This is a genomic window from Veillonella dispar, assembly GCF_937975875.1.
Classification (GTDB): domain Bacteria; phylum Bacillota; class Negativicutes; order Veillonellales; family Veillonellaceae; genus Veillonella; species Veillonella dispar_B.
Map to the genome: position 1 here is coordinate 1 of NZ_CALJSP010000171.1, position 20,745 is coordinate 20,745.

The window sequence follows — 20,745 nt, forward strand, 5'->3', positions numbered from 1 at the left end:
CATAGGAGGTGCCCCATGACAGTACATACAGAGATTTTACTCATAGCCATCGCAGTATCCATCGCGTGTGCTATCCCTGGTGTATTCCTCGTGCTACGTCGCATGTCTATGATGGCCGACGCCATTACGCACACCGTATTCCTCGGCATCGTTCTCGCTTTCTTTGTAACGAAAGATTTAAACTCGCCCTTGCTATTAGTAGGGGCAACCGTAGTCGGCGTAGGAACGGTGTGGCTTACAGAGATGATTCATAACACGGGCCTCGTCAACGAAGACGCGTCCATTGGTATCATATTCCCGCTCCTCTTCTCCATTGCCATCATCCTCGTCAGTCTCTACAGCGGCAACGCACACCTTGACGTAGATACGGCGCTTCTAGGGGAAATCGCGTTCGCTCCATTCGACAGATGGATTGTAAACGGTACCGACTTAGGTCCCGTATCACTATGGATTTCCCTAGGGGTAGCGGTCATCAACCTCTTATTAGTTATGCTCTTCTACAAGGAATTGCAACTATCTACCTTCGATCCACTATTAGCAGGGCTCTTCGGCTTCATGCCTGCCCTCATCCATTACGTGCTGATGACCATGGTATCCCTTACCGTGGTGGCTTCATTCCAAGCGGTTGGTGCTATCCTCGTTATCGGCCTCATGATCGGACCTGCGGTTATCGCTTATTTATGGACGGACTCTGTGAAAGCCATGCTCACTAGCAGTATCATCATCGGCATTATCTGTGCCGTCATCGGTACTGAAGTCGCTTTCACCCTAGACGTATCCATTGCAGGCGCTATCGCAACAACGATCGGTCTCGCATTATTAATTGCCGTTATTGGCACGCCAAAGACAGGCTATATTGCAACCTATCTTCGCCAACGCCACTTGCGTCGTCACTATCGAGAAACGATGATGCTCTGCCACATCTATACCCATATGAATACACCTGTGGCGGCCATTGAAAATGGTATCGGCACCATTCACGAACACTTGAACTGGAAGCCAGACTATACACACCAAGCCGCATCACACCTTAAGAAACAAGGCTTGTTGTATGTAACAAATGGATACTATATGCTGACCGATAAAGGCGTGGCGCAAGTTAAAGAAATTATTTAATCAACCATATGGATTTTGGTATACACAATAATAGGCAAATCCATATAGTCTAATTAAAGTAATTGTAGAAACTTAATATTTTTCCCAACAAAAAAGAAGCTGAAATCAATGCTGTACTGCAAAGATTTCAGCTTCTTTTATATGGGAACTATTATATTCAGTTTTATTGTAAAACCACAAATAGTTAATCCCTACTTATTTCTAAGCACCTAAAATACGATTCGCATTTGGTACCATTTGGCACCGCCATGATCCGACTCTGATTCGCCTTCATTTACAAAACCAAACTTGGCATAATAGGGAATCTTTTCTTCCTTACAGGTTAAAATGACGCCCTTCCGTTTTTCCTCTCTCGCAAGGTCGATAAATTCCTCAATTAACTTACCACCTACACCGCGGTTACGGTATTCTGGCAATGTATTTAGACCAAATATCATTTGCCATGCACCATGGGGATTATGTAAGGAAGCATCGGCGAACATCTCATCCGTCAAGACTTCATCATCCGTTACAAAGCCATCGATAAAACCAATAGGAGTATCGCCGTCAAAAGCAATTAAAAACTGACCTGCATAATGATCTAATCGCTCCTTAAAAGCCTCACGAGGCGCCGCCTCAGCAGGCGGGAAACAAGTTGCTTCAATATGTGTCACTAAATCTAAATCAGCGGTTGTCGCTTTTCGTATTAAAATATCCATATTTTTCTCCATCGCATCTACATATCCGTTTTAGTATATACTGTTTACATAACAAAGGCTACACGTAACTCTATGTACGTGTAGCCTTTTATTAACAATTTGACCACTTACTTGCTATATAGATTATCCGACCACTTATCTTTTCGTATATTTAGGTACATTCCGATACTGCATCGGCAATGAATCTTCTTTAATTTTAAATCCATGCTTCTCGTAAAATGGTGTATTCTTGCTATCACCAATCATAACATTAATGTACAAGTAAGACTTGTAAGCCTCTTTCACCATTTCTAACAAATGACCAGCAATACCACGGCCATGATAATCAGGATGAACCAGCACATAATTGATGAAGCATACCAACTCGCTATCATCCATGACACGAATAAGACCAACTAAACGGTCACCATCCCATGCAGAAATCACACGAGAGGAATTCATGAGCGCCTTGTGTAATCAATCAGGATATTTACCTACCACCCAACGAACAGACAGAAACAAATCTGCTACTTGCTGGGAAGTAAAATTTTTTTCTTCAGTATACTTAATAGTCATAAAAAACCTTCACATTATCTAAACGTCCAAGGATTTCTTAAAGTAGCAGCCTTATTAAAGGTTAATGTGCATAGTGTAGGATTTTCACTATCTAAGTAAGCAATAAAAACAATTTTATCAATCATTTTTTCTTTTACCATCATCGCCTTTACAGCGTCTTGATGTATATATTGACGAAGCAATTCAGGAAGAGTAAACCGAATACTAAGGCTAGGACTCTCAGAATTATTAATAATTGGTACTATAATCCATTCATCGGGCTTTTCTGGATTAAAATGTATTGAAACGTCCTGATGTGGATTAGTTTTCAATAACTCATTAAATTCTGAATTAGCTAGTAGAGGAATCAAATATACACTATTTATTGTAGCCAAATATATAAATTGATTTTCAATATTATTCTTTAAATCCATTATCAGATTTTTCAAATCAATATCAAATAAAGACTCATCCCAACAATAAGAAGATCTCCTATGATATGCCACTTCATCACGAATTAATTCTGAAAACGCCATTTTAAAACTATTAAATTGAGTATCATCTATATCTGAATTATCCATCAATGCATCTATTATTTGTTGAATGAGGTCTATGATATCTTTATATACATCACTAGATAAATCAATTAAATGTATTTTATGAGCAATTGCATAACGTTGTGCAGGATCTGAAAAACCAGATGTAGAAAAGATAGCATAATGATATTGATAACGTTTAACAGATAATTGCTCTGTACTCAAATTTACAGTAGTGTAGTTAGTATTAATATCATTTAAAATACCAACGCCCACTCTAACTCTATCAATACCAACTTTTGTGTTTGCATAACACTTTGCTTCCACAAATAAGCGCAAAGGATATACAAAGGGAGGCGTCATTTTAAAAGTCCCCAATGTGTCAAACTGATGATAACCTCCACGTCCTCGAACATTTAAACCATTATGTTTACTTTCTATTTCTTGTTCGCCATGCGGTACACCAGGTTCATAAGGAATATTGCACTCTGTAATTACTTCATAACCATTCACTTCAATAAGTTTTGATAATACTATCTCTAAAAGGTATCCTTTTGCCTGCTGTTTATTCATGCTAAAGCTCTCCTAAATTATAAGTGCAAAACATATTTCGCTACAATATCTTGCTCATATAGATAACATCGTCCATAGGGTTATGATAATACGGCTCGCATTCAACAAAGCCATGCTTCTTATACAAATGGATCGCTGCTTGCAACGGTTCAATTGTATCTAGCACCATTTCTTTATATCCAGATGCCTTAGCATGGTCCATAATACTTTCAATCAGACGATCACCGAGAGCATGACCACGACCCTCGGGACGCACATAGAGGCGTTTCATTTCACAACTGGTATCACTATTCTGATAATACGCCACCATGCCTAGCACTATCTCATTTTCATCAATAGCTACCAATAACTCACCATTAGGCGCCGTATATTTATCAGCAATATCTGCCAATTCTTTATCTAAATTTTGAAAGGATAAATCGCGGCCAAGCCATTCTGTGTATTCTATAATTAACGCTTTTACCTGATCTAAATAGGGGTTTCCATCAACAATCTTAATCATTTCAACTCCAATAATAGTGATTACTTTAACTTTCGCATCTCACGGATAAACGCCTCTGCCTCTTGTAGGTTCTTAGGGAACTCAAAATAAATACATTGCTCAAGTCCACAATAAGGATTTCGGAAGTCATAGCCGCTCAACAACAAATACTCGATAATCTTCCATTCTTTCTCATTAGATTTTTTAGGAGCCTTGAACTTCTCGTTCACAAAGTACATTTTACATTTACAAGTAGGGCAGGTTTTATTTGTATTAAACAACTCGTAGTTTGTCCCCTCTGACAAGGAGATCCGGCAGTTTACACATACATTTTTATAGCCCATAGCTATTTACTCCCATACGGTTTATGTTGAAAGATTTCTTTTACAATCCCTTCACCAACAATATTTCCGCCTTCTATGATAAAGAACTCTGTACCTACTTGCAGGGCCGAATAATCTACAGTTTCATGCAGTGGCAACGCATTAGCTCCTATTTGTTTATCAAAAGTAACATCCTCACCGTCAATAAAGTTGATCTCAAGATGTTCATCAGTGCCTTTTATAACAATATGAGGACTATACTTTCCATTATTTAAATTTGGTGGACTCGTTTTCTTTTTGCTAAAAAAGGTAACAGTGCAACTAATCGTAAAATCTAAATTACTCATATTAGGCCTCATTGATTACATATACCATATTGACTGTAAAGTATATCCGAGTAAAAACTAAATTGCTCTATGTTAAGATTATCTAATCAATCTAGAACCTTTTTAAAATTTCCTTATCTTCTTTATATTTTAACTAAAAAGACTTTTATAAAGCGCCTTAATTTCTCGTCCGTATTTCACTGCACCGGGAATATGCAATCTTTTATAATAGTCTTCTAATATTTCTGGGTGATTTTTCAAAATATCAAATTCAATCATATACAAAGCAATACTTGTTATAGAATATTTTCCTATTTCAAGTATAGTTGATTTATCTTCTCTATCTAATTCTTCGCCTTTCGTAAAATCCCCATCAGGATATTCTTCACAAGTTTCATTACTGTATTGCCAAAAGGCTTTACTCCAAAGAATCAGTGCTTTACGATTGTATTCTATTAATTGCTCAAAAAACTGCATTAACTCTTTCTCAGAATATAACTGGCAATTAAACCCTTCTAATAAGAATTGCCTTTGATTCAATCGATTTCTTAGTTCTTGAATTTCTATACTTTGTAGTTCTTTATTAAAGTTATCAGGCCCTAATTCCTCTATAATATCTAAATATATAGGGCTATCTAAAATTTCTTTTAAAGCTTTCATATTCTTACGTCCTTACAGAATTAACTCCTTTCATGATAAAGAACTCCGTATCTCCTTTTAGAATAAAGTAATTTACAATTTCAAAAACTAACAACATATCAACTCATATTAGTCCTCATCTATTACATATACCATATCACCTGTAAAGTATATGTTCATTATACAGTGAACGGGATTACCTCCAGTCCATAACCATCCTTGAAATACAGCACGTCCCCAATTATAGGTCTCCGTAATGACCTCAAACTCACTTTCACTATACTCCTGTTGATACTGTGGCAACTCAATTCTTTTACCTGTGAAAGTATCTAATATTGTACTATTAAAGACGAGAATTTCTAGATCATCAATATCACATTTCTCAAATACAATCTTAGCCTTATGAGTCTGTTCATCACCATGCTCATAGAAAAAAATATAATCAAAGGTAAAAATTAAATTACCATCTGCGTATTCTATTTTCTGTGCTCTTGCATCGTGGAGAGAATACTTGGAATACTCGCCAAAAGATTTTATTGTTTTCATAGAACCTCGTTACACAACTAATCCTATCAACGCAAACTACTTACCCAATTAGCCAATTAAAAAATCTTTTTTCCTTTATCCAATAGCAGGTACATTGTAGTACTTGTTTTACAAAAATAAGGTGATAACCAAACAATATCACTACATTCTATAAGAATAAAAAATTATTCAATATACCATTTTTCTGATATTTTAGCATTACCACTATCAGTTGCAGGATTTGCTTGATCAAATTGCGTTAATGTTGGTAAATTAATCGCACTACCAAAAACCAGTGCATTACCTGTTTGAATGTATGTAAGTCTATCAATCATATTGTTATTTACATATGGAACCATCTTAGATAAGTATTGTAAATCATCCGGATTTTGTACACGATGTATAATAAAGTTACTACATTGAGATACAACTGTTTTTGACAACTCACTAGGGCGCTGAGAGGATATTCCCAAGAGCATTCCAAATTTACGACCTTCTTTTGCAATTCTCTCAAAAATATTATATCCAATCACACCATAATTTGTATCATTCTTTATAAATCTATGTGCTTCTTCAATTATAAAGTTAATTGGGGTTTCCGCCTTTACTTCACCCCCCTTTAAATAATCCAATATAAGCTTTGCTAAAACTTTCGTAACTACCTCCGCTGATGAATCATCTAAAGAACTAATATCAAGATCTACAATTTGATTTTCGCCCAACAAGCTTTTAATATACTCTTCAACAGTATTAAACTCTGTCTTTGAAAAAATACGCCCTTGAACTCCATCTTGTAAGCTTTGTAAGCGAGTCATTAGTGTCGATGTATATTCTTGTATTCTTTGTGAACTAATACTCCCTTCATATAAAGTTGCAAACTCAACAGCTTTAATAAAATCAGATAAACTATATGGAACCATAGCTTTCAGAATATTATCTGATATTTCTTGCGCATTTAAAAAAGTCATTAAAAAAGAAATAACCCCTGCTTCATCTATCATAGAACCATAATTAATACCAATTAAATCACCTAATGTTTTATCATCTTTTATAATTGAGCTCATACTAATATCATTTGTTTTAAATTTTGTAACTATAGCTTTAAGTTTATCGGACTTAGATGGTGAGGTATCTGAACTTTGAATAATACCAAGTAAAGTAGATGCTAATATATGATTTTTAATATTAACATCATCTACTTCACAATTATAAAATATTCGAGCAATATCAATTGCCCTTTTTAATACAGGTATTTGTGTTTTTTCTGAAGCATGTAACAAAGTAGCCCAATCATCAGCTGATAATGCCCATACGGGTATTTCAAACTTCTTTTCACCAACCTCATCAGTGCTCATAAGGGAATGTTTTATATTAGAATTAAGCTCATTTAATTTTGAAAAAGCTTTATTATACTCTCCATTCGAATCAATAATTACAAACTTAGCTCCTTTTGCAGAATAATTTTGTTTTTCAAAAATATTTTGTAAAATTTTTGCAATAGTATTTGACTTCCCAGATCCAGTATTTCCAAAAACAGCAAAATGAAAACCAAAGAATTTATCAATATTAACTTTAACTTCATAATCAGGGAAAACAACAGATTTCCCTATGGTAAGTAAAATTTTCCTTGTACTATCAGTTTCCTCCGATACTCTTATCTCTTCTTCACCAACTTCAAGCATAGTAATTAATTCTTTTTGAGAAATCATATAAACAGTTGAAAAAATTAATGGCATTTTAGAAACACCGAAGCAAAATTTGTCGCCTACTATTTCTCCTAATAAATTAAGATATATTTGCCTTTTACTATTAGGTCTAGCCAATTCATTAACATTAGCTGACTGAACTTTCTCATCCACACCAATGATTTCCGCAATAATAGTTCTGCCAATTTCATAAATTGATACATATGATCCTACTTCACCAATAAAAAGTATTCCATCAATAGTATTTATATAATTACCTAAGTCAGAGTTTACATCTACTACTACTCCATTAATCCCTACAGAAGTAATCCTACCAATTTCTCGACTACTCATTAATCCTCACCCTTATTAGCATTCAGTCTATTTAAAATATCATCTAAATCTATTTTTTCTTTAACATCTTCTTGAATTTCAGGCATGGCTTTTTCTACAAAATTTTTAAAGTAATGAATTTTATCATCTGAATTAATAACTATAATACGAGAATCATCCATCCCAATTAATCTTTTTATAGCATCACTTTTCCCGAAAACAACAAGTTTAAATGTTGGTATTGCCAATGAATTTAAAATAAGTCTATTAATATGATCATCTGCAAAACTATAACCTAACGTTATCAAAACACTATTTTTTCTTAATAATCCGGTTTCCATTGCTCTAAACAAATCTGAATATGGAGTCATTAAAGTTGATCTATCTTTTAAAGGAGTAGGATAAATCATAACAGTATCATTTTCACTTATATGCTTATAATCAATCTCTCTAATCTTATTATCTTCTTTAACCCAAGATATAGATCCATGAAGCTTATATAAGTTATAAAAATTGGGCACTCTTTCCCATATGTTTTTAGATAAATTCATATCCTCAACATACGCATACTTATAACTTGCAGGATTAAAGCTTCTTTTATATGTTCCAACAAACCCATTATTATATGGGAATGAAAGTGAATCTAATGCCTGCTCATTATATAGGTCATAATTTGTAGTAAAAATATTAATTGGGCTTTTTCTTCCTCGAAAAACTGTTTTGATATAGAAATTACGATAAAGCTGAAGTACTTCTGCCCCGTGTAACCCACTAATAATTTTATCTCTAATAAATTTCTGTACAATTTTAATTTTATCGCCTATATTCTCATCAATATTTTTTACTCTCCCAGCAGCAACAATACCTCCCATGGTTTCAAGCATGGACTCTAAATTACCGTCAAATTTAGATTGCACATCTTCTTCAGCAATTTTAAAATCTGAATGTTTTTTAAAAAAATCTTCATACAATTTGGCCATGCCGGGTATTCCCATTTCGTTATTATCAACCAAATGACTAGAGCAACCTGCTCCAATTAAAAAATTTAAATTGTCCATTTGTAAAAATTGAGCCAATTCTGTTCTGATTAAATCAATATCAACTTTTGTCTCATTTTTCCCTTTAAAATATGAAATCGTCTTATTATCTAAATCCATAATTAAATCTCAACCCCTTATAATATGTCCTCCAAGTACAAGTTACATTTTTCAATTAACCTAGTATTGCTTAAATATTTTATCCTTCTCCCCTAAAAGTTATAAAAAACCTTCCGATCTATAGTTTATAATTCAATCATATAATAATCCTTCAAAATTTGTTTAAATTTCTTTGATTCAATTTCTTTTGATTTATCTAACATTTTTTTAGAATCAATAAACTCTAATTTATATTTTTTGGGGTGTAGTTTTCTTAAATATTCAACAGCTTCATCTGTATATCCTCCTGTAGACCAATGTTCAAACACAAACTCTTTCTGCGCATAAGCCTCATTAGCATTCAACCAGTACCTTATTAAATATATTTTTTCACTTACCCACTGCTCCATTTCATCTTTACTTATTTTGCTTTTATACCCTTTGCATTCTGCAATTACAACTTTATTCTCATATACAGCTAATACATCAATTTCTCTTTGTTTACCTTGAAAATTGATGATTTTTCCTATATTTAAACTTTTACATTTTTGACCATGATAATATCCAACAGCCATCTCGAATAAATCCCCTCTTAAGTTATTTGTTTTTCCAATAGCCAAACTATTTATCGAGTCTATAAGATTTAAATAAGACTGAGGATTATTTTTTAAAATTGCACCAGCATTTGTAATAGAATTTATTAAGGCTTCTATTAATTCTTTATAACCATGACCAAACATCTTATCAACTAAAGCAATAATAATACCTTTTGCCTTTAACTTTCTAAATATATTCTCATTCAAATAGTCTGTTACCAAAAAAGGTAGAAATGTGGGCATTGTTGTAATACTTCTTAATACTTCAATTTTCTTTAAGAAAAAATCAATATCAACTTCATTCTTTGTATTACCAATCAAAACATCTGCTACAACAAATCCAGGAACTATATTTCCTTTATTATATTTTACAAGTGTTGATACATATGAAGGCGATACGTACGCCCATGAAAACTTTCCAAACTCGGAATAATATGTTGCAGTGTTATAGGATGTTAACCCTATACCTCTAGCCCAATCATTAAGTTGATTTAAAAGAAAATTCTCAACTATCTCTAAAGATTTAGAATGTTGATGATTTTCTTTTGGACAAATCTTAGAATTAAGTTCATAATTATTTCCATTATCATAAATAATTTCTAAATCAATTAACTCCCTTATCATAGTATCGATACGTTTATGTCCTTTTAGATTTTTAGTTGGACTAAACGAAAAAGCTGGCAATCGATCTTTATTAATAGAACCATAATGATATTGAATAGAGTTAATAATTGCATAATATTTTTTACCTGATAATTCAAGTGATTCAATTAAAGCATCATAAAATTCAGGTTTTTTATAAATTTTTTTATGATAAAAAAAGGTTTGATTATCAGAAAACAACCCTTTTATTCTATTTATTGGGTCCTTTAATCTAGACAAGCGTTTACGTGCAGTCTCTTCACTTACCTTATCATTTTCTACAATTAACGCTATTAACTCACTAGAAAGTTTAGGCCCTTCTATTTCTATTATTTTCTTTAAATCATACATATGTCACGACTCACTATTTATAATATAAAACTAATCAAGAGGATATATAATAAAATTTAGCAATTAAGCATTTTATCAACATTCCTTTATGTTCTAGTGTTTAAACATTACTTCATAAGCATGAATGAAAAGCCGTTCTAACACAAACATCTAAAACTATTCATATTTTTCTATTATATTTTCAAAAAAGGCTATAAACCCACGTTTATAGCCTTCTATTATAAAATATTTTATTCCCACTCAATTGTAGCAGGTGGTTTAGATGTAATATCGTATACGATACGGTTGATGTGTTGTACTTCGTTTACGATACGACGGGAGATTGTGTCCAATACGTCGTAAGGGATGCGCGCCCAGTCAGCAGTCATGAAGTCTGTTGTTGTTACGCCACGCAATGCCAATGTGTAATCGTATGTACGGAAGTCACCCATAACGCCTACAGTACGTGTAGATGTTAATACTGCAAAGTATTGGTTGATGCTACGATCAAGACCAGCTTTTGCAATTTCGTCACGGAAGATGTAGTCCGCATCACGCAAGATGTCGAGTTTGTCTTTCGTGATTTCGCCCATTACGCGGATTGCAAGACCAGGACCTGGGAATGGTTGACGCCATACGAGGTAGTCAGCCAAGCCTAATTCAGAACCAAGTTCACGCACTTCGTCTTTGAAGAGGTTGCGCAATGGTTCGATAAGGCCTTTAAAGTCTACAACTGCAGGCAAGCCGCCTACATTGTGGTGAGATTTGATAACTTCTGCTTCGCCAGTACCGGACTCAATAACGTCAGGGTAGATTGTACCTTGCGCCAAGAAGTCAACGGAGCCGATTTTACGACCTTCGTCTTCGAATACGCGGATGAATTCTTCGCCGATAGCTTTACGTTTAGCTTCTGGATCTTCAAGACCAGCCAATTTATCTAAGAAACGTTTTTCTGCATCGACGCGGATGAAATGCATGCCGGAATCTTTGAAAGCTGCTTCAACTTCGTCGCCTTCGTTTTTACGCATTAAACCATGGTCAACAAAGATACAAGTCAATTGGTCCCCAACAGCTTTAGAAATAAGAGCTGCCGCAACGGAGCTGTCTACACCGCCAGACAATGCTAACAATACTTTACCATCCCCTACAGTGTTACGGATTTCATCAATAGCAGTTTTTGCATAGTTTGCCATTGTCCATGTGCCTGTGAAACCACATACTTCATACAAGAAGTTGTGAAGCATTTCTTTACCATGTTCAGTGTGCAATACTTCTGCATGATATTGCATAGCGTATAATTTGCGTTCTTTATTTTGCATAGATGCAACAGGGCAGTCTTTTGTATGCGCAATGATTTCGAACCCTTCAGGAACTTTTGCTACATAGTCAACGTGGGACATCCACACAACTTGGTCTTCGTCCAAGCCTTTGAACAATGGAGATGTAGTGTCCACTTTAGTAGGTGTTTTACCAAACTCACGGTTGTCCGCAGATTTAACTTCGCCACCCAATGTATGCGCCATAAATTGCATACCATAGCACATGCCAAGAACTGGAATACCAAGTTCAAAAATCTCTTTTTCGATTTTTGGAGAGTTTTCTTCATACACGCTGTTAGGGCCACCTGTGAAGATGATACCTTGCGGTTTTAATTCTTTAATTTTGTCCAGCGCTTTGTTGTATGGATATACTTCGCAGTATACGTGATTTTCACGAACACGGCGCGCGATCAATTGATTATATTGACCACCAAAGTCAACAACAATAACAAATTCCTTGTTTTCCATGCCTTCCTCCATATGCATCTATTTGTGAAAGTATATTCACTATTTTTTAATACCCTTACATTTCTGTACTGGCGGTGCGTTTTCTCGAACAAAACGCTAAATTTCATTACATTTCATTATACCATACGAAGTATATGGACTCCATATATTCCGTATGAAATTTATGATTAATATTTTAATGTTCGGATTTTAGTTTTACTCTATACAAAACTCAATACAATGAGATGACCTATAAGAGGCTCTACCCTTTCAAGAGACTATTCTTTATCAGTCTCACGTTTAGACATCTTTACAGCTCCTACAGGACAGATGGAGTAACAATCGCCACATCCGATACAACCTTTACCTATATTAAACCGAGTCTCCCCTTGGGTAATGCATTGAACAGGACAATCTACCGCACATGCACCGCACTTAACACAAGTATCATCTATATTAAACTTTAGATTTCCCATTCCACATCACCTCCTATGGAGTTAATAAAACTAACTTAGCATCCGTTCTAATATCAGCTGAAACCATATATTCCCTTTAATCGCCTTTCAATCAATCCTATAACTATAAAACTGACTAGATGACTAACGGACAAACGAAAATATATAGTTTTTTCAGATACTACCAGTTAAAAGTATTTATTTTTAACTGGTGGTATCTCAAATACAGATATATCTAACCATATCAAAAATAATGTGATTTATTTTTAACTGGTAGTATCTCAGATTTGCACATATCGAGCACAATCCAGATTAGAAAGATTTACTTTTAACTGGTAGTATCTCTAATTTGAGATATGATTACTGTTTTTTTAGTAATTCATTGTTATATGCAATAGCTGAATAGATTGCTTTGGCTACGCCATGATGGTTATTATCCGTCGTCACATAACGCGCTGCTTCTTTAATATTTGGTTTCCCATTGCCCATAGCTACGCTAGCACCTGCAAAACGCAGCATGGATAGGTCGTTTTCACTATCCCCCATGGTCATGACTTCATCGGGACTAAATTTCCAATGATTTGCCAGTGCTTCTACAGCGGTCCCCTTTGTGGTATGTGGTAGTACGAATTCAAGATTACCTTCACTAGAGAGCAGTACATCATAAAAGCGTTCACGACCTGTACCATCATGAGACATACCTTGATATTCATCACGCAAATCTTGTAAGATTCTTTGGCGCATAGGCTCATCGCCGTAAAAGATTTGCATCTTCTCAGGGCCTTCGTCTAAGGATTCCATATGAGCTAGTAAATCAGGCACCATAGTTCGTGTTGCCAAAATAAATGGACGGATATTAGGTCTAAAGAAGAAATTAGACTGTTCTACTTCACATTCAGATAAGTTATCATTTGCTGCTTCATCACCTTCAGCTAAGGCATAGTGATCATGGGTTTCACCAGGTAGATGTTCCTCAGGTACACCAAGTTGAGGATGATTCATTAAGCTAGGTAGATGATTATCCATGAGTCCAACCGAACCTTTTGTATTAGGCGATTTACGTTCACTAGCACATGCGCTTAATCGTTCAGGCGTAATGCATCTGGACGGTGGATACATACCAAAGATTTTATCTTTCACATAAGCCTCTACATAAACACCATAGGTTAAAAGTTTGTGCAACAAATAGAGTGCTTGTTCTTTATCAAAGGTTACATGGAACAAACTACGGTTTTCTTCCTTGTCCATTACATAGGCCCCATTGGTACACATGAAATAGCGTAAACATGGTAGTTTCTCGATAACATCATTCATCTCATTCCAAGCGCGACCAGAAGCGATAGCTACGCGAATGCCACTTTCACGAGCGGCACGAATAGCCTCAATAGCCTCATCAGGAATTGTTTTTGCATCGTTAACTAATGTGCCATCAACATCAGAGGCTATGAATTTAATAGGCTGGTCACCCTTGAGACCTATGTAGTTTTTAATTTGTAATGTTTCAGTTGAGGACATGATGTCTCCTTTAATACGGTATATAAATGGATAGATATTATTGTAAATCAGTAGTACAGTAATAGTTACAAATATATCTGTTAAAAGAATACACAGATAGTATGTAAGACATAGATAGTATATAAGGCATAGATAGGAAGTGAAATCATATGCGTATCATAATTGATCGAGATGCAGTTTGTGCAGGCGATGATATAAATCATCATCGGGAGGAATTTGTCGTTCCAGATGATATCACTATCGCTGGTTTATTTGAATTCCTTGAGTTTAAGTACATTCCAGTCATCGCGGGAAATAACGTGGTCTGGACGCTCTATTATCACGACCGTGAGTTAGGTGCCTATTTCACCAAAATTCAGAGCTTTATAAACGGAAACATCTCATTATCATCCATCATTAATAAATCTGAAAAAGACCACGAATTCTATCTACACTATTACAGCCATCCTGATAGATATAGAAAGCACTTTATTTAGATGCATTAAATTCAGCTACAATCTCTTCTAATACTGCTGGGTTTTCTACCAAACTTAATAATGTACGACCAATAATATTGGCTCCATCAAGGATTGTTTGTTCAATGGTTGGTTCTAGCATAGCGGCTGCGAATTCTTTAGAGTGGCATACTTTATCGTCCCCAGCAAGTCGTAATTTAGGGTGGAACGCCGCACATTGATAGCTCACATTACCGATGTCGGAGCTACCGCCGAGGGCTGCTGGTCCTGGTTCAAAGTCTAGGCCCATATCTGCCATGACCGCTTCAATAAGAGCAGTACCACGGTGGTTTTGGTTCATATCATCATAGGGATTGCCGTAAAATTCTATATCCACTGTTGTTCCAGTACAAAGGGCAGCCCCTTCAAAGATTTTCTTAATCTGTTCAGATAAGCCATTCAAATAGTCCCGTTCTGTATGACGTACGGTTACTTCTAACTCGCCAAACTCAGGGATAACATTAGATGCAGTCCCACCGGCAATGATCCATGTGCCGATGCGCGTTTCAGGTCGCACTTGTTGGCGCATCATATCCATCGCGTGAATAGCAAGTTGTACGCCGTTTACCGCATTAATGCCGTTCCAAGGCTCACCTGCTGCATGGGCTGGTTTACCATGATAGCGTGCACGGAAACAGTCTAGTGCCAAGAATTGTGAATTAGGTCGTGTTTCTTCACCATCGAGGTGAACCATGATAGCTAAATCATAGTCTTTAAACACGCCTGCATTACACATATCCACCTTGCAACCTGTGGCTTCTTCATCTGGTGTACCGATAATATCAATGTCCATATTGAAAGCAACGCCGTCTTGTTGCATTTTGCGTAGCGTTAATGCTGCGAGTACACTCAGGGAGCCGCTCGCACAGTGACCGCATGCATGCCCTACTTCAGGCAACGCATCATATTCACAGAGGATAGCCAAACGGCCTTTAGGGTTATCTACTTTTACAGGAGATGCCTTAAATGCTGTTGGTAGATTACAAAATTCATAAGTTACATCCATACCATATTTTTCAAGAACAGCACCAATCGTTTTTACGGTCTCAAATTCATGACTAGAAAGCTCTGGGTTCTTAGCTAATGTATAGTTAATAGCAAACGCATCAGGTGCAAAGCTTTTACAAAGATCTGAAAAGGTATTCGTAAGGGACATATTACCTCCATGTATATATCCAAATTATTGTAAAGAATTTTAGTACTCTACAATAAAGAATAGAAAACTCATTTACTCTTAATTATACAATGTTATTGCCTATTATTGTAAAATTCCGTACAATATAAACAGAATTTGATAAACCATGTATATGGATGTTTGAGGAGGTTTCTATGTTTAAGTTCAAAAAGTTGACAGCCATCGCCCTCGTAGCGGTAGCAGCAATGGGTTTATTGGCTGGTTGTGGTAATGACAAACCAAAAATGACACAACAAGAAGGTGTATTGCGTGTAGGTTCTGAAACTACATTCCCACCATTCGAATTTACTGAAGGCGACAAATACGTTGGTTTCGACGTTGATTTGTCCGAAGCAATTGCTAAAAAACTTGGTTTAAAAATGGAATTCAAATCCATGGGCTTCGATGCTTTGATTCCAGCAGTTCAATCTGGCGATATCGACATGATCGCAGCAGGTATCAATGCTACACCTGAACGTGAAAAAGCATTGGACTTCTCCGATGTATACTTCGACCAAGGTGGTTTCATCACAGTTGTTCGTAAAGACAACACAACAATCCACAATATGGATGAATTAGCAGGTCATACTGTAGGTGCTCAAATCGGTACAATCCCTGTTGAAATGGCTCAAAAAATCCCTAACACAACAGTAAAACAAATCGATTCCAATGCTAATATCTTCATGGAATTGAAAGCTGGTACAATCGACGGTGCTATCATCGATAATGCAGTGGCTATGTACTACCTCAAACAAGGTGCTGATCAAGACCTTAAACTCGTAGGCGAACCTACTAAAGCTGAAGGTACAGTTCTTGGCGTTAAAAAAGGCAACAAAGCTTTACAAGAAGCTGTTAACAAAGCTCTTAAAGAACTTAAAGAAGACGGCACTTACCAAAAAATCTACGACAAATGGTTCGGCGATTACAACAAAAAATAATATCTATCCCTATGAACTAGGATAAATATGACCCCTCTAAAAGGCTTCAAGGCTCACATATATTGTGACACTGAAGTGCTTTTAGAGGGGATTTTTTATTCTAATCCCTCTTTTACGGTCCCTCGCGTTCGTTATATAATAAATACGTATTCTATAGTAAACGTAACTAATTAAAGGAGGCCTTATGGCACAGTACTTTACGGAACGCCTACAAAAGGTCTTCCACATGATTTTTAAATCCTACAATCAAGAAATGGCCCAAGAAGGTTTGCGCCAATTAGAGCTGATTGTAAATAATCAACATACTCCTGAGCAGCCGAATCATCGAGCGTTGAGAAACGATATGACTACCTCTCTGGAAAACGAAATCGACACCAAAGAGGACGCATTAAAAATAGCTAATGATCCAGAGGCTCGCGAGATAGCTGATGCGTATGCTTTGTTGGCTCGTATCTACGCAGGTCCACGCTTTACATGGGAGGAATCAAACTTCCCGGAAAACAACATGCGTACTTATCAATGCTTGCATGACAGCATTCGCCGTTGTAGTCCTATTGGTACCTTACAAGCATTGCGTATCAATGGAACTATTACACCTACGGTTGAAAAGGATATGTTAATATCCTTTGACGATGCGTTTCGTATTGTTTATGACTACGCGGAGCAAGGTGATGCCTTCTGCCAATACATTATAGGCAATGTCTTTTTCTGGCGTGATGATGACCGTATTAGACTTGCAAGGGATATGATTACACCACCGCGCCTAAGTTTGGCGAAACGTATCCAACAAAGCTTCCAAAAAGGTTCTATACAGGAACGCCTTATAGCCTTACAAGGTACTATTTCCAACGAAACATTACAGGAAAATGCGACTAAACTAGCCAAGGAATGGTTTAACAAAGCGCTCGATAACGGGCTCGCCATGTTCCAAGGCAATTTACGCAACATCTATATCGACGAAGGTGATTTTAATAATGCGCGTCGCGTAGCCTTAACTGCTGCTGAACTAGGTAATCCTACGATGATGCTCTACACCGGTCTAGACTGTCATGAAAACGGAAAATTTGGGGATGCTTTCACATGGTTTACGAAAGGTGCCTCCCTAGGTCAAGCTGAAAGCACCGCTGAATTAGCGGATTATTACTATCATTTCTATGATGCCAAAGAGCTACGCAGAGTCATTCCTTATGATCCGGTAAAAGCAATTGGACTCTACCGCCGTGCAGCTACTAAATATTTCAGTGATGCCGGCTATGCCGCCTTACAAGCTGCCTTTGGCTATATTTTTCACATCGGTCACCTACCGCTCGACTGGGGCCTCATTGCAGACTTAACCCATATGGCAGCCACAAAAGAGCGCTTTATGTTCTCCTTGCCATATATTGGTTATATGCGCATCCACGGCTTCGGTGTAACGAAAAATATACGCTTTGGTGTACAATCCTTAACACGTGTACTAGAAGAAGAAAAACGCGCCCTAGAAGAGGAAGCCCGCGTTCTCTTTTACGATATTACACGGGCTTTAACGCGCGTTGCCTTAGGGTACGCCTATGAAAAAGGGTATGTCACAGGAAAACCTGATTTGGATTCTGCAGTAGCCTATTACGAAGAATCCCATCAATACATACTATCTCATAAAGCAAACCTCGATGAAGAGTTAAAAGATATCCCTATCGATGATGAAGCAGAGGAACGCTTAGCAGCCTTTGAAGAGGTCGATGGCCATTGGCGTTATAAGGAAGGTATTACAGAGTCTACTACAACAGTACGTCCTGGTCATACGGAATGGCCTCAAAATGCAGCTCGCTTATCTGTAAACATGGATGACTTCTTATGGGACACCACCTTATATGATTGGCAAACCATTGAGCACGCCTTAGCATCACAAGACGAAATGAAGCTAAGCTTTTACAATCATTTCCTATCCGTTCCAGATAAATTACGCAACATCTTTAAACTAGATGTAAAGCGTATGCCACGTGATACGTACCAAGTCAGAATACATGGTTATGACCCATCAGAAGGTCAAGAGACCATTTACCGAGCACCGCTCAAGAAAGAGAATGCCATTCAGCTATTAAAAGACCTCTATGATACGCACCAATTACCTGCATTAGGTGATAACTGGTCTATTGAAAAGAACGAAGAAAAACCAACGTGGCACTATGTACTCGACGTAGATCAACAAGCGTTCTTGCTTGAAGAATACGACGATGCGAATGCCATGATACAAACCGCATTACAAGGCTTAAAAGACAAAAAGTACGAACAAATTAATGTCCGTACCCATGACTTTATTGGCCCCTCCTATTTTATTTTCAGAGGCAATCACGCAAATCCTTTTAGGGTGCAACTCTATCTGAAAGAATCCATGCGCCACTCCATCGACAAGGATGGTAAACCTCTCGATACACCAGGCAATACCTATTTATTTGAACAACAATTAGGTAACGAAGTATCCTTAAACTACTGGATTCAAAAAACAATCAACACCTTGGAAATACCTGAGCTAGACAATTGGAAAAAACTCAGTGTGCCTAAGGCATTACAATAAAAATGACCCAGAACATAAAAGGAGCTAGTACAGAAAGTACTAGCTCCTTTTTATAACCTATAAATAGACTAAACTATTATAAATGATCATGAGGGTAATGAATACGGAAATTCCTATAAACCAACATCAACAAACTGCTGCTCATAAATATTTTCCACAGTTTCTTGTACAACCATATCGCTACGATGTACCTTATCAAGCATCTTGGAACGAGCCGTTGTAATCACGCTTTCACTATGTTTACCACCACGCCAAGCAAACTTAGATGTGCCGATGGTATATTTCAAGGTCGCATAAGGACCACTCAAATGATGAGATGCTGTTTTGTAACCCGCATCAAGAGTAAGATGTGGTGTAATATGGAATTCTGCACCCACGTTAAACCCTTTAATAGCATCGCGCTTATTTAATTTATAATAGCCTACTCTTACAGCCTCTCTACCACGCCAATTATAATAGTCTGCATAGACACGAGCCCAACGAGCATTTTTGAAAGTTCGTGAGTATCCTACATCAAATCCACTGGCAGCAACCTTTTCTGATAGCATCCAATGATTTTCATAAGCAGCTATACCATAATTATAAAGACTTTGATCAGGATCCATACCATATGGATACAATCCTGCAGGATCACCTAATACAACACTACGGCCATGGAGACCTATATATTTTCTATCATCAGTCCCTAGATTTCGGTACAGATTAGCATGAAATTCATTAAGGCCTGCCACATATTCTACACCGCCACTAACACGCTTATAGCCACCTTTAAACACATGGTCATAGAACGCATTAACACCAACATAAGCATGTTCACCTTTGCTAAGACGACGATAGCCAATGCCAATATTAGCATTCATTCCTAATGATTCTTCCGTATCTGTTTGCTTATCATGTGTTATAAACGTCCCTGCAGGTCTGGCTGGCTCCAAATAACTATCTAATTTATAAGATGAAATCTTTTCTCCACTGCGCCCAATACGACCTTGTACAAAGACAACGCTTTTAGCGTTTTCATCATAATGGGTTATAGGTTGCAAGGTCTCAATATACAATTTATTGATTGCAGTAGATTTTGAATTTTTCGAAGTTACAGTATTTAGATCATCATGTCTCATCGATGATTCACCAACATAATGGTGCTGACTATGCGTCTCTTTCGAATCTTTCATACCAATGCCAACTACGATATCTGTACGCTCCATCCAATTAGAACGAACAGCTTCATGTTTAGCCGCATTCACTTCTGTAGTAGAAACTGCAATACCTTGTCCATGCCCATTTTGTACATCTGCTGCAAAACCTGTAGCACTAAACGCACATGCTACAGCACCTAAAACCATTGCTTTTATCATTAATGTCTTACTCATATAAAT

19 protein-coding genes and 1 pseudogene are annotated in these 20,745 nt (G+C 36.7%); 4 read left to right on the forward strand and 16 right to left on the reverse strand.

From position 1 onward, the window contains the following. Window positions 1–15: 15 nt before the first annotated feature. Complete coding sequence (locus Q7P05_RS08375) at window positions 16–1,116, forward strand: metal ABC transporter permease (RefSeq protein ID WP_303931601.1); 1,101 nt, start codon at window positions 16–18, stop codon at window positions 1,114–1,116. 209 nt (window positions 1,117–1,325) lie between these two features. Here the strand turns inward: Q7P05_RS08375 and Q7P05_RS08380 are convergent, their stop codons facing one another. The 14 genes and pseudogenes from Q7P05_RS08380 to Q7P05_RS08445 form a co-directional block, all read right to left on the reverse strand. Then, window positions 1,326–1,814, reverse strand: coding sequence for a GNAT family N-acetyltransferase (locus tag Q7P05_RS08380; protein WP_303931602.1), 489 nt, complete (start codon window positions 1,812–1,814; stop codon window positions 1,326–1,328). A 135-nt stretch (window positions 1,815–1,949) separates the two neighbouring features. Then, window positions 1,950–2,369 (reverse strand): annotated as a pseudogene (locus Q7P05_RS08385) (GNAT family N-acetyltransferase). A 14-nt stretch (window positions 2,370–2,383) separates the two neighbouring features. After that, window positions 2,384–3,457: a hypothetical protein gene (locus Q7P05_RS08390; protein WP_303931603.1), complete on the reverse strand. Its 1,074-nt coding sequence runs from the start codon at window positions 3,455–3,457 to the stop codon at window positions 2,384–2,386. A gap of 40 nt (window positions 3,458–3,497) precedes the next feature. Beyond that, complete coding sequence (locus Q7P05_RS08395; protein WP_303931605.1) at window positions 3,498–3,959, reverse strand: GNAT family N-acetyltransferase; 462 nt, start codon at window positions 3,957–3,959, stop codon at window positions 3,498–3,500. 20 nt (window positions 3,960–3,979) lie between these two features. Then, on the reverse strand, window positions 3,980–4,282 hold the full coding sequence (locus Q7P05_RS08400; RefSeq protein WP_303931607.1) for a hypothetical protein: 303 nt from the start codon (window positions 4,280–4,282) through the stop codon (window positions 3,980–3,982). 2 nt (window positions 4,283–4,284) lie between these two features. Continuing rightward, complete coding sequence (locus tag Q7P05_RS08405) at window positions 4,285–4,608, reverse strand: hypothetical protein (protein WP_303931608.1); 324 nt, start codon at window positions 4,606–4,608, stop codon at window positions 4,285–4,287. Window positions 4,609–4,737: 129 nt separating this feature from the next. Beyond that, entirely contained in the window at window positions 4,738–5,247 is a 510-nt protein-coding gene (locus tag Q7P05_RS08410; protein ID WP_303931609.1) for a hypothetical protein, read from the reverse strand. A gap of 108 nt (window positions 5,248–5,355) precedes the next feature. Further along, entirely contained in the window at window positions 5,356–5,772 is a 417-nt protein-coding gene (locus Q7P05_RS08415) for a hypothetical protein (protein WP_303931611.1), read from the reverse strand. A gap of 164 nt (window positions 5,773–5,936) precedes the next feature. Then, window positions 5,937–7,790, reverse strand: a complete 1,854-nt coding sequence (locus Q7P05_RS08420) for an ATP-binding protein (RefSeq protein ID WP_303931612.1) — start codon at window positions 7,788–7,790, stop codon at window positions 5,937–5,939. Continuing rightward, window positions 7,790–8,926, reverse strand: coding sequence for an SIR2 family protein (locus tag Q7P05_RS08425; RefSeq protein WP_303931613.1), 1,137 nt, complete (start codon window positions 8,924–8,926; stop codon window positions 7,790–7,792). The genes Q7P05_RS08420 and Q7P05_RS08425 overlap by 1 nt, the downstream gene beginning before the upstream one ends. 125 nt (window positions 8,927–9,051) lie before the next feature. Next, entirely contained in the window at window positions 9,052–10,494 is a 1,443-nt protein-coding gene (locus tag Q7P05_RS08430; RefSeq protein ID WP_303931615.1) for an NERD domain-containing protein, read from the reverse strand. A gap of 230 nt (window positions 10,495–10,724) precedes the next feature. Next, window positions 10,725–12,260 carry a glutamine-hydrolyzing GMP synthase gene (gene guaA / locus Q7P05_RS08435; protein ID WP_295867676.1) on the reverse strand — a complete coding sequence of 512 codons (1,536 nt, stop codon included), beginning with the start codon at window positions 12,258–12,260 and terminating at the stop codon, window positions 10,725–10,727. A gap of 257 nt (window positions 12,261–12,517) precedes the next feature. Then, a complete protein-coding gene (locus tag Q7P05_RS08440) occupies window positions 12,518–12,715 on the reverse strand; it encodes a DUF362 domain-containing protein (RefSeq protein ID WP_178884269.1) in 198 nt (65 codons plus the stop codon). A 339-nt stretch (window positions 12,716–13,054) separates the two neighbouring features. Next, window positions 13,055–14,209, reverse strand: coding sequence for a Cof-type HAD-IIB family hydrolase (locus Q7P05_RS08445; protein ID WP_303931618.1), 1,155 nt, complete (start codon window positions 14,207–14,209; stop codon window positions 13,055–13,057). Window positions 14,210–14,358: 149 nt separating this feature from the next. On the opposite strand from Q7P05_RS08445, the gene Q7P05_RS08450 reads away from it, so the two are divergent. Beyond that, on the forward strand, window positions 14,359–14,685 hold the full coding sequence (locus tag Q7P05_RS08450; RefSeq protein WP_303931620.1) for a hypothetical protein: 327 nt from the start codon (window positions 14,359–14,361) through the stop codon (window positions 14,683–14,685). On the opposite strand, the gene Q7P05_RS08455 is transcribed toward Q7P05_RS08450, so the two are convergent. After that, complete coding sequence (locus Q7P05_RS08455) at window positions 14,678–15,859, reverse strand: amidohydrolase (protein WP_178884263.1); 1,182 nt, start codon at window positions 15,857–15,859, stop codon at window positions 14,678–14,680. The genes Q7P05_RS08450 and Q7P05_RS08455 overlap by 8 nt on opposite strands. 173 nt (window positions 15,860–16,032) lie before the next feature. Here Q7P05_RS08455 and Q7P05_RS08460 point away from each other — a divergent pair, with 173 nt between their 5' ends. Together Q7P05_RS08460 and Q7P05_RS08465 are read left to right on the forward strand one after the other, a co-directional pair. Continuing rightward, the gene (locus tag Q7P05_RS08460) at window positions 16,033–16,815 is read left to right on the forward strand and encodes a basic amino acid ABC transporter substrate-binding protein (RefSeq protein WP_039969510.1); all 783 of its coding nucleotides are present in this window, start codon (window positions 16,033–16,035) and stop codon (window positions 16,813–16,815) included. A 184-nt stretch (window positions 16,816–16,999) separates the two neighbouring features. Beyond that, complete coding sequence (locus Q7P05_RS08465) at window positions 17,000–19,369, forward strand: tetratricopeptide repeat protein (protein ID WP_303931622.1); 2,370 nt, start codon at window positions 17,000–17,002, stop codon at window positions 19,367–19,369. Between the two features lie 113 nt (window positions 19,370–19,482). Here the strand turns inward: Q7P05_RS08465 and Q7P05_RS08470 are convergent, their stop codons facing one another. After that, window positions 19,483–20,739 (reverse strand): inverse autotransporter beta domain-containing protein, encoded by a 1,257-nt coding sequence (locus Q7P05_RS08470; RefSeq protein ID WP_303931624.1) that lies wholly within the window; start codon window positions 20,737–20,739, stop codon window positions 19,483–19,485. Window positions 20,740–20,745 lie beyond the last annotated feature (6 nt).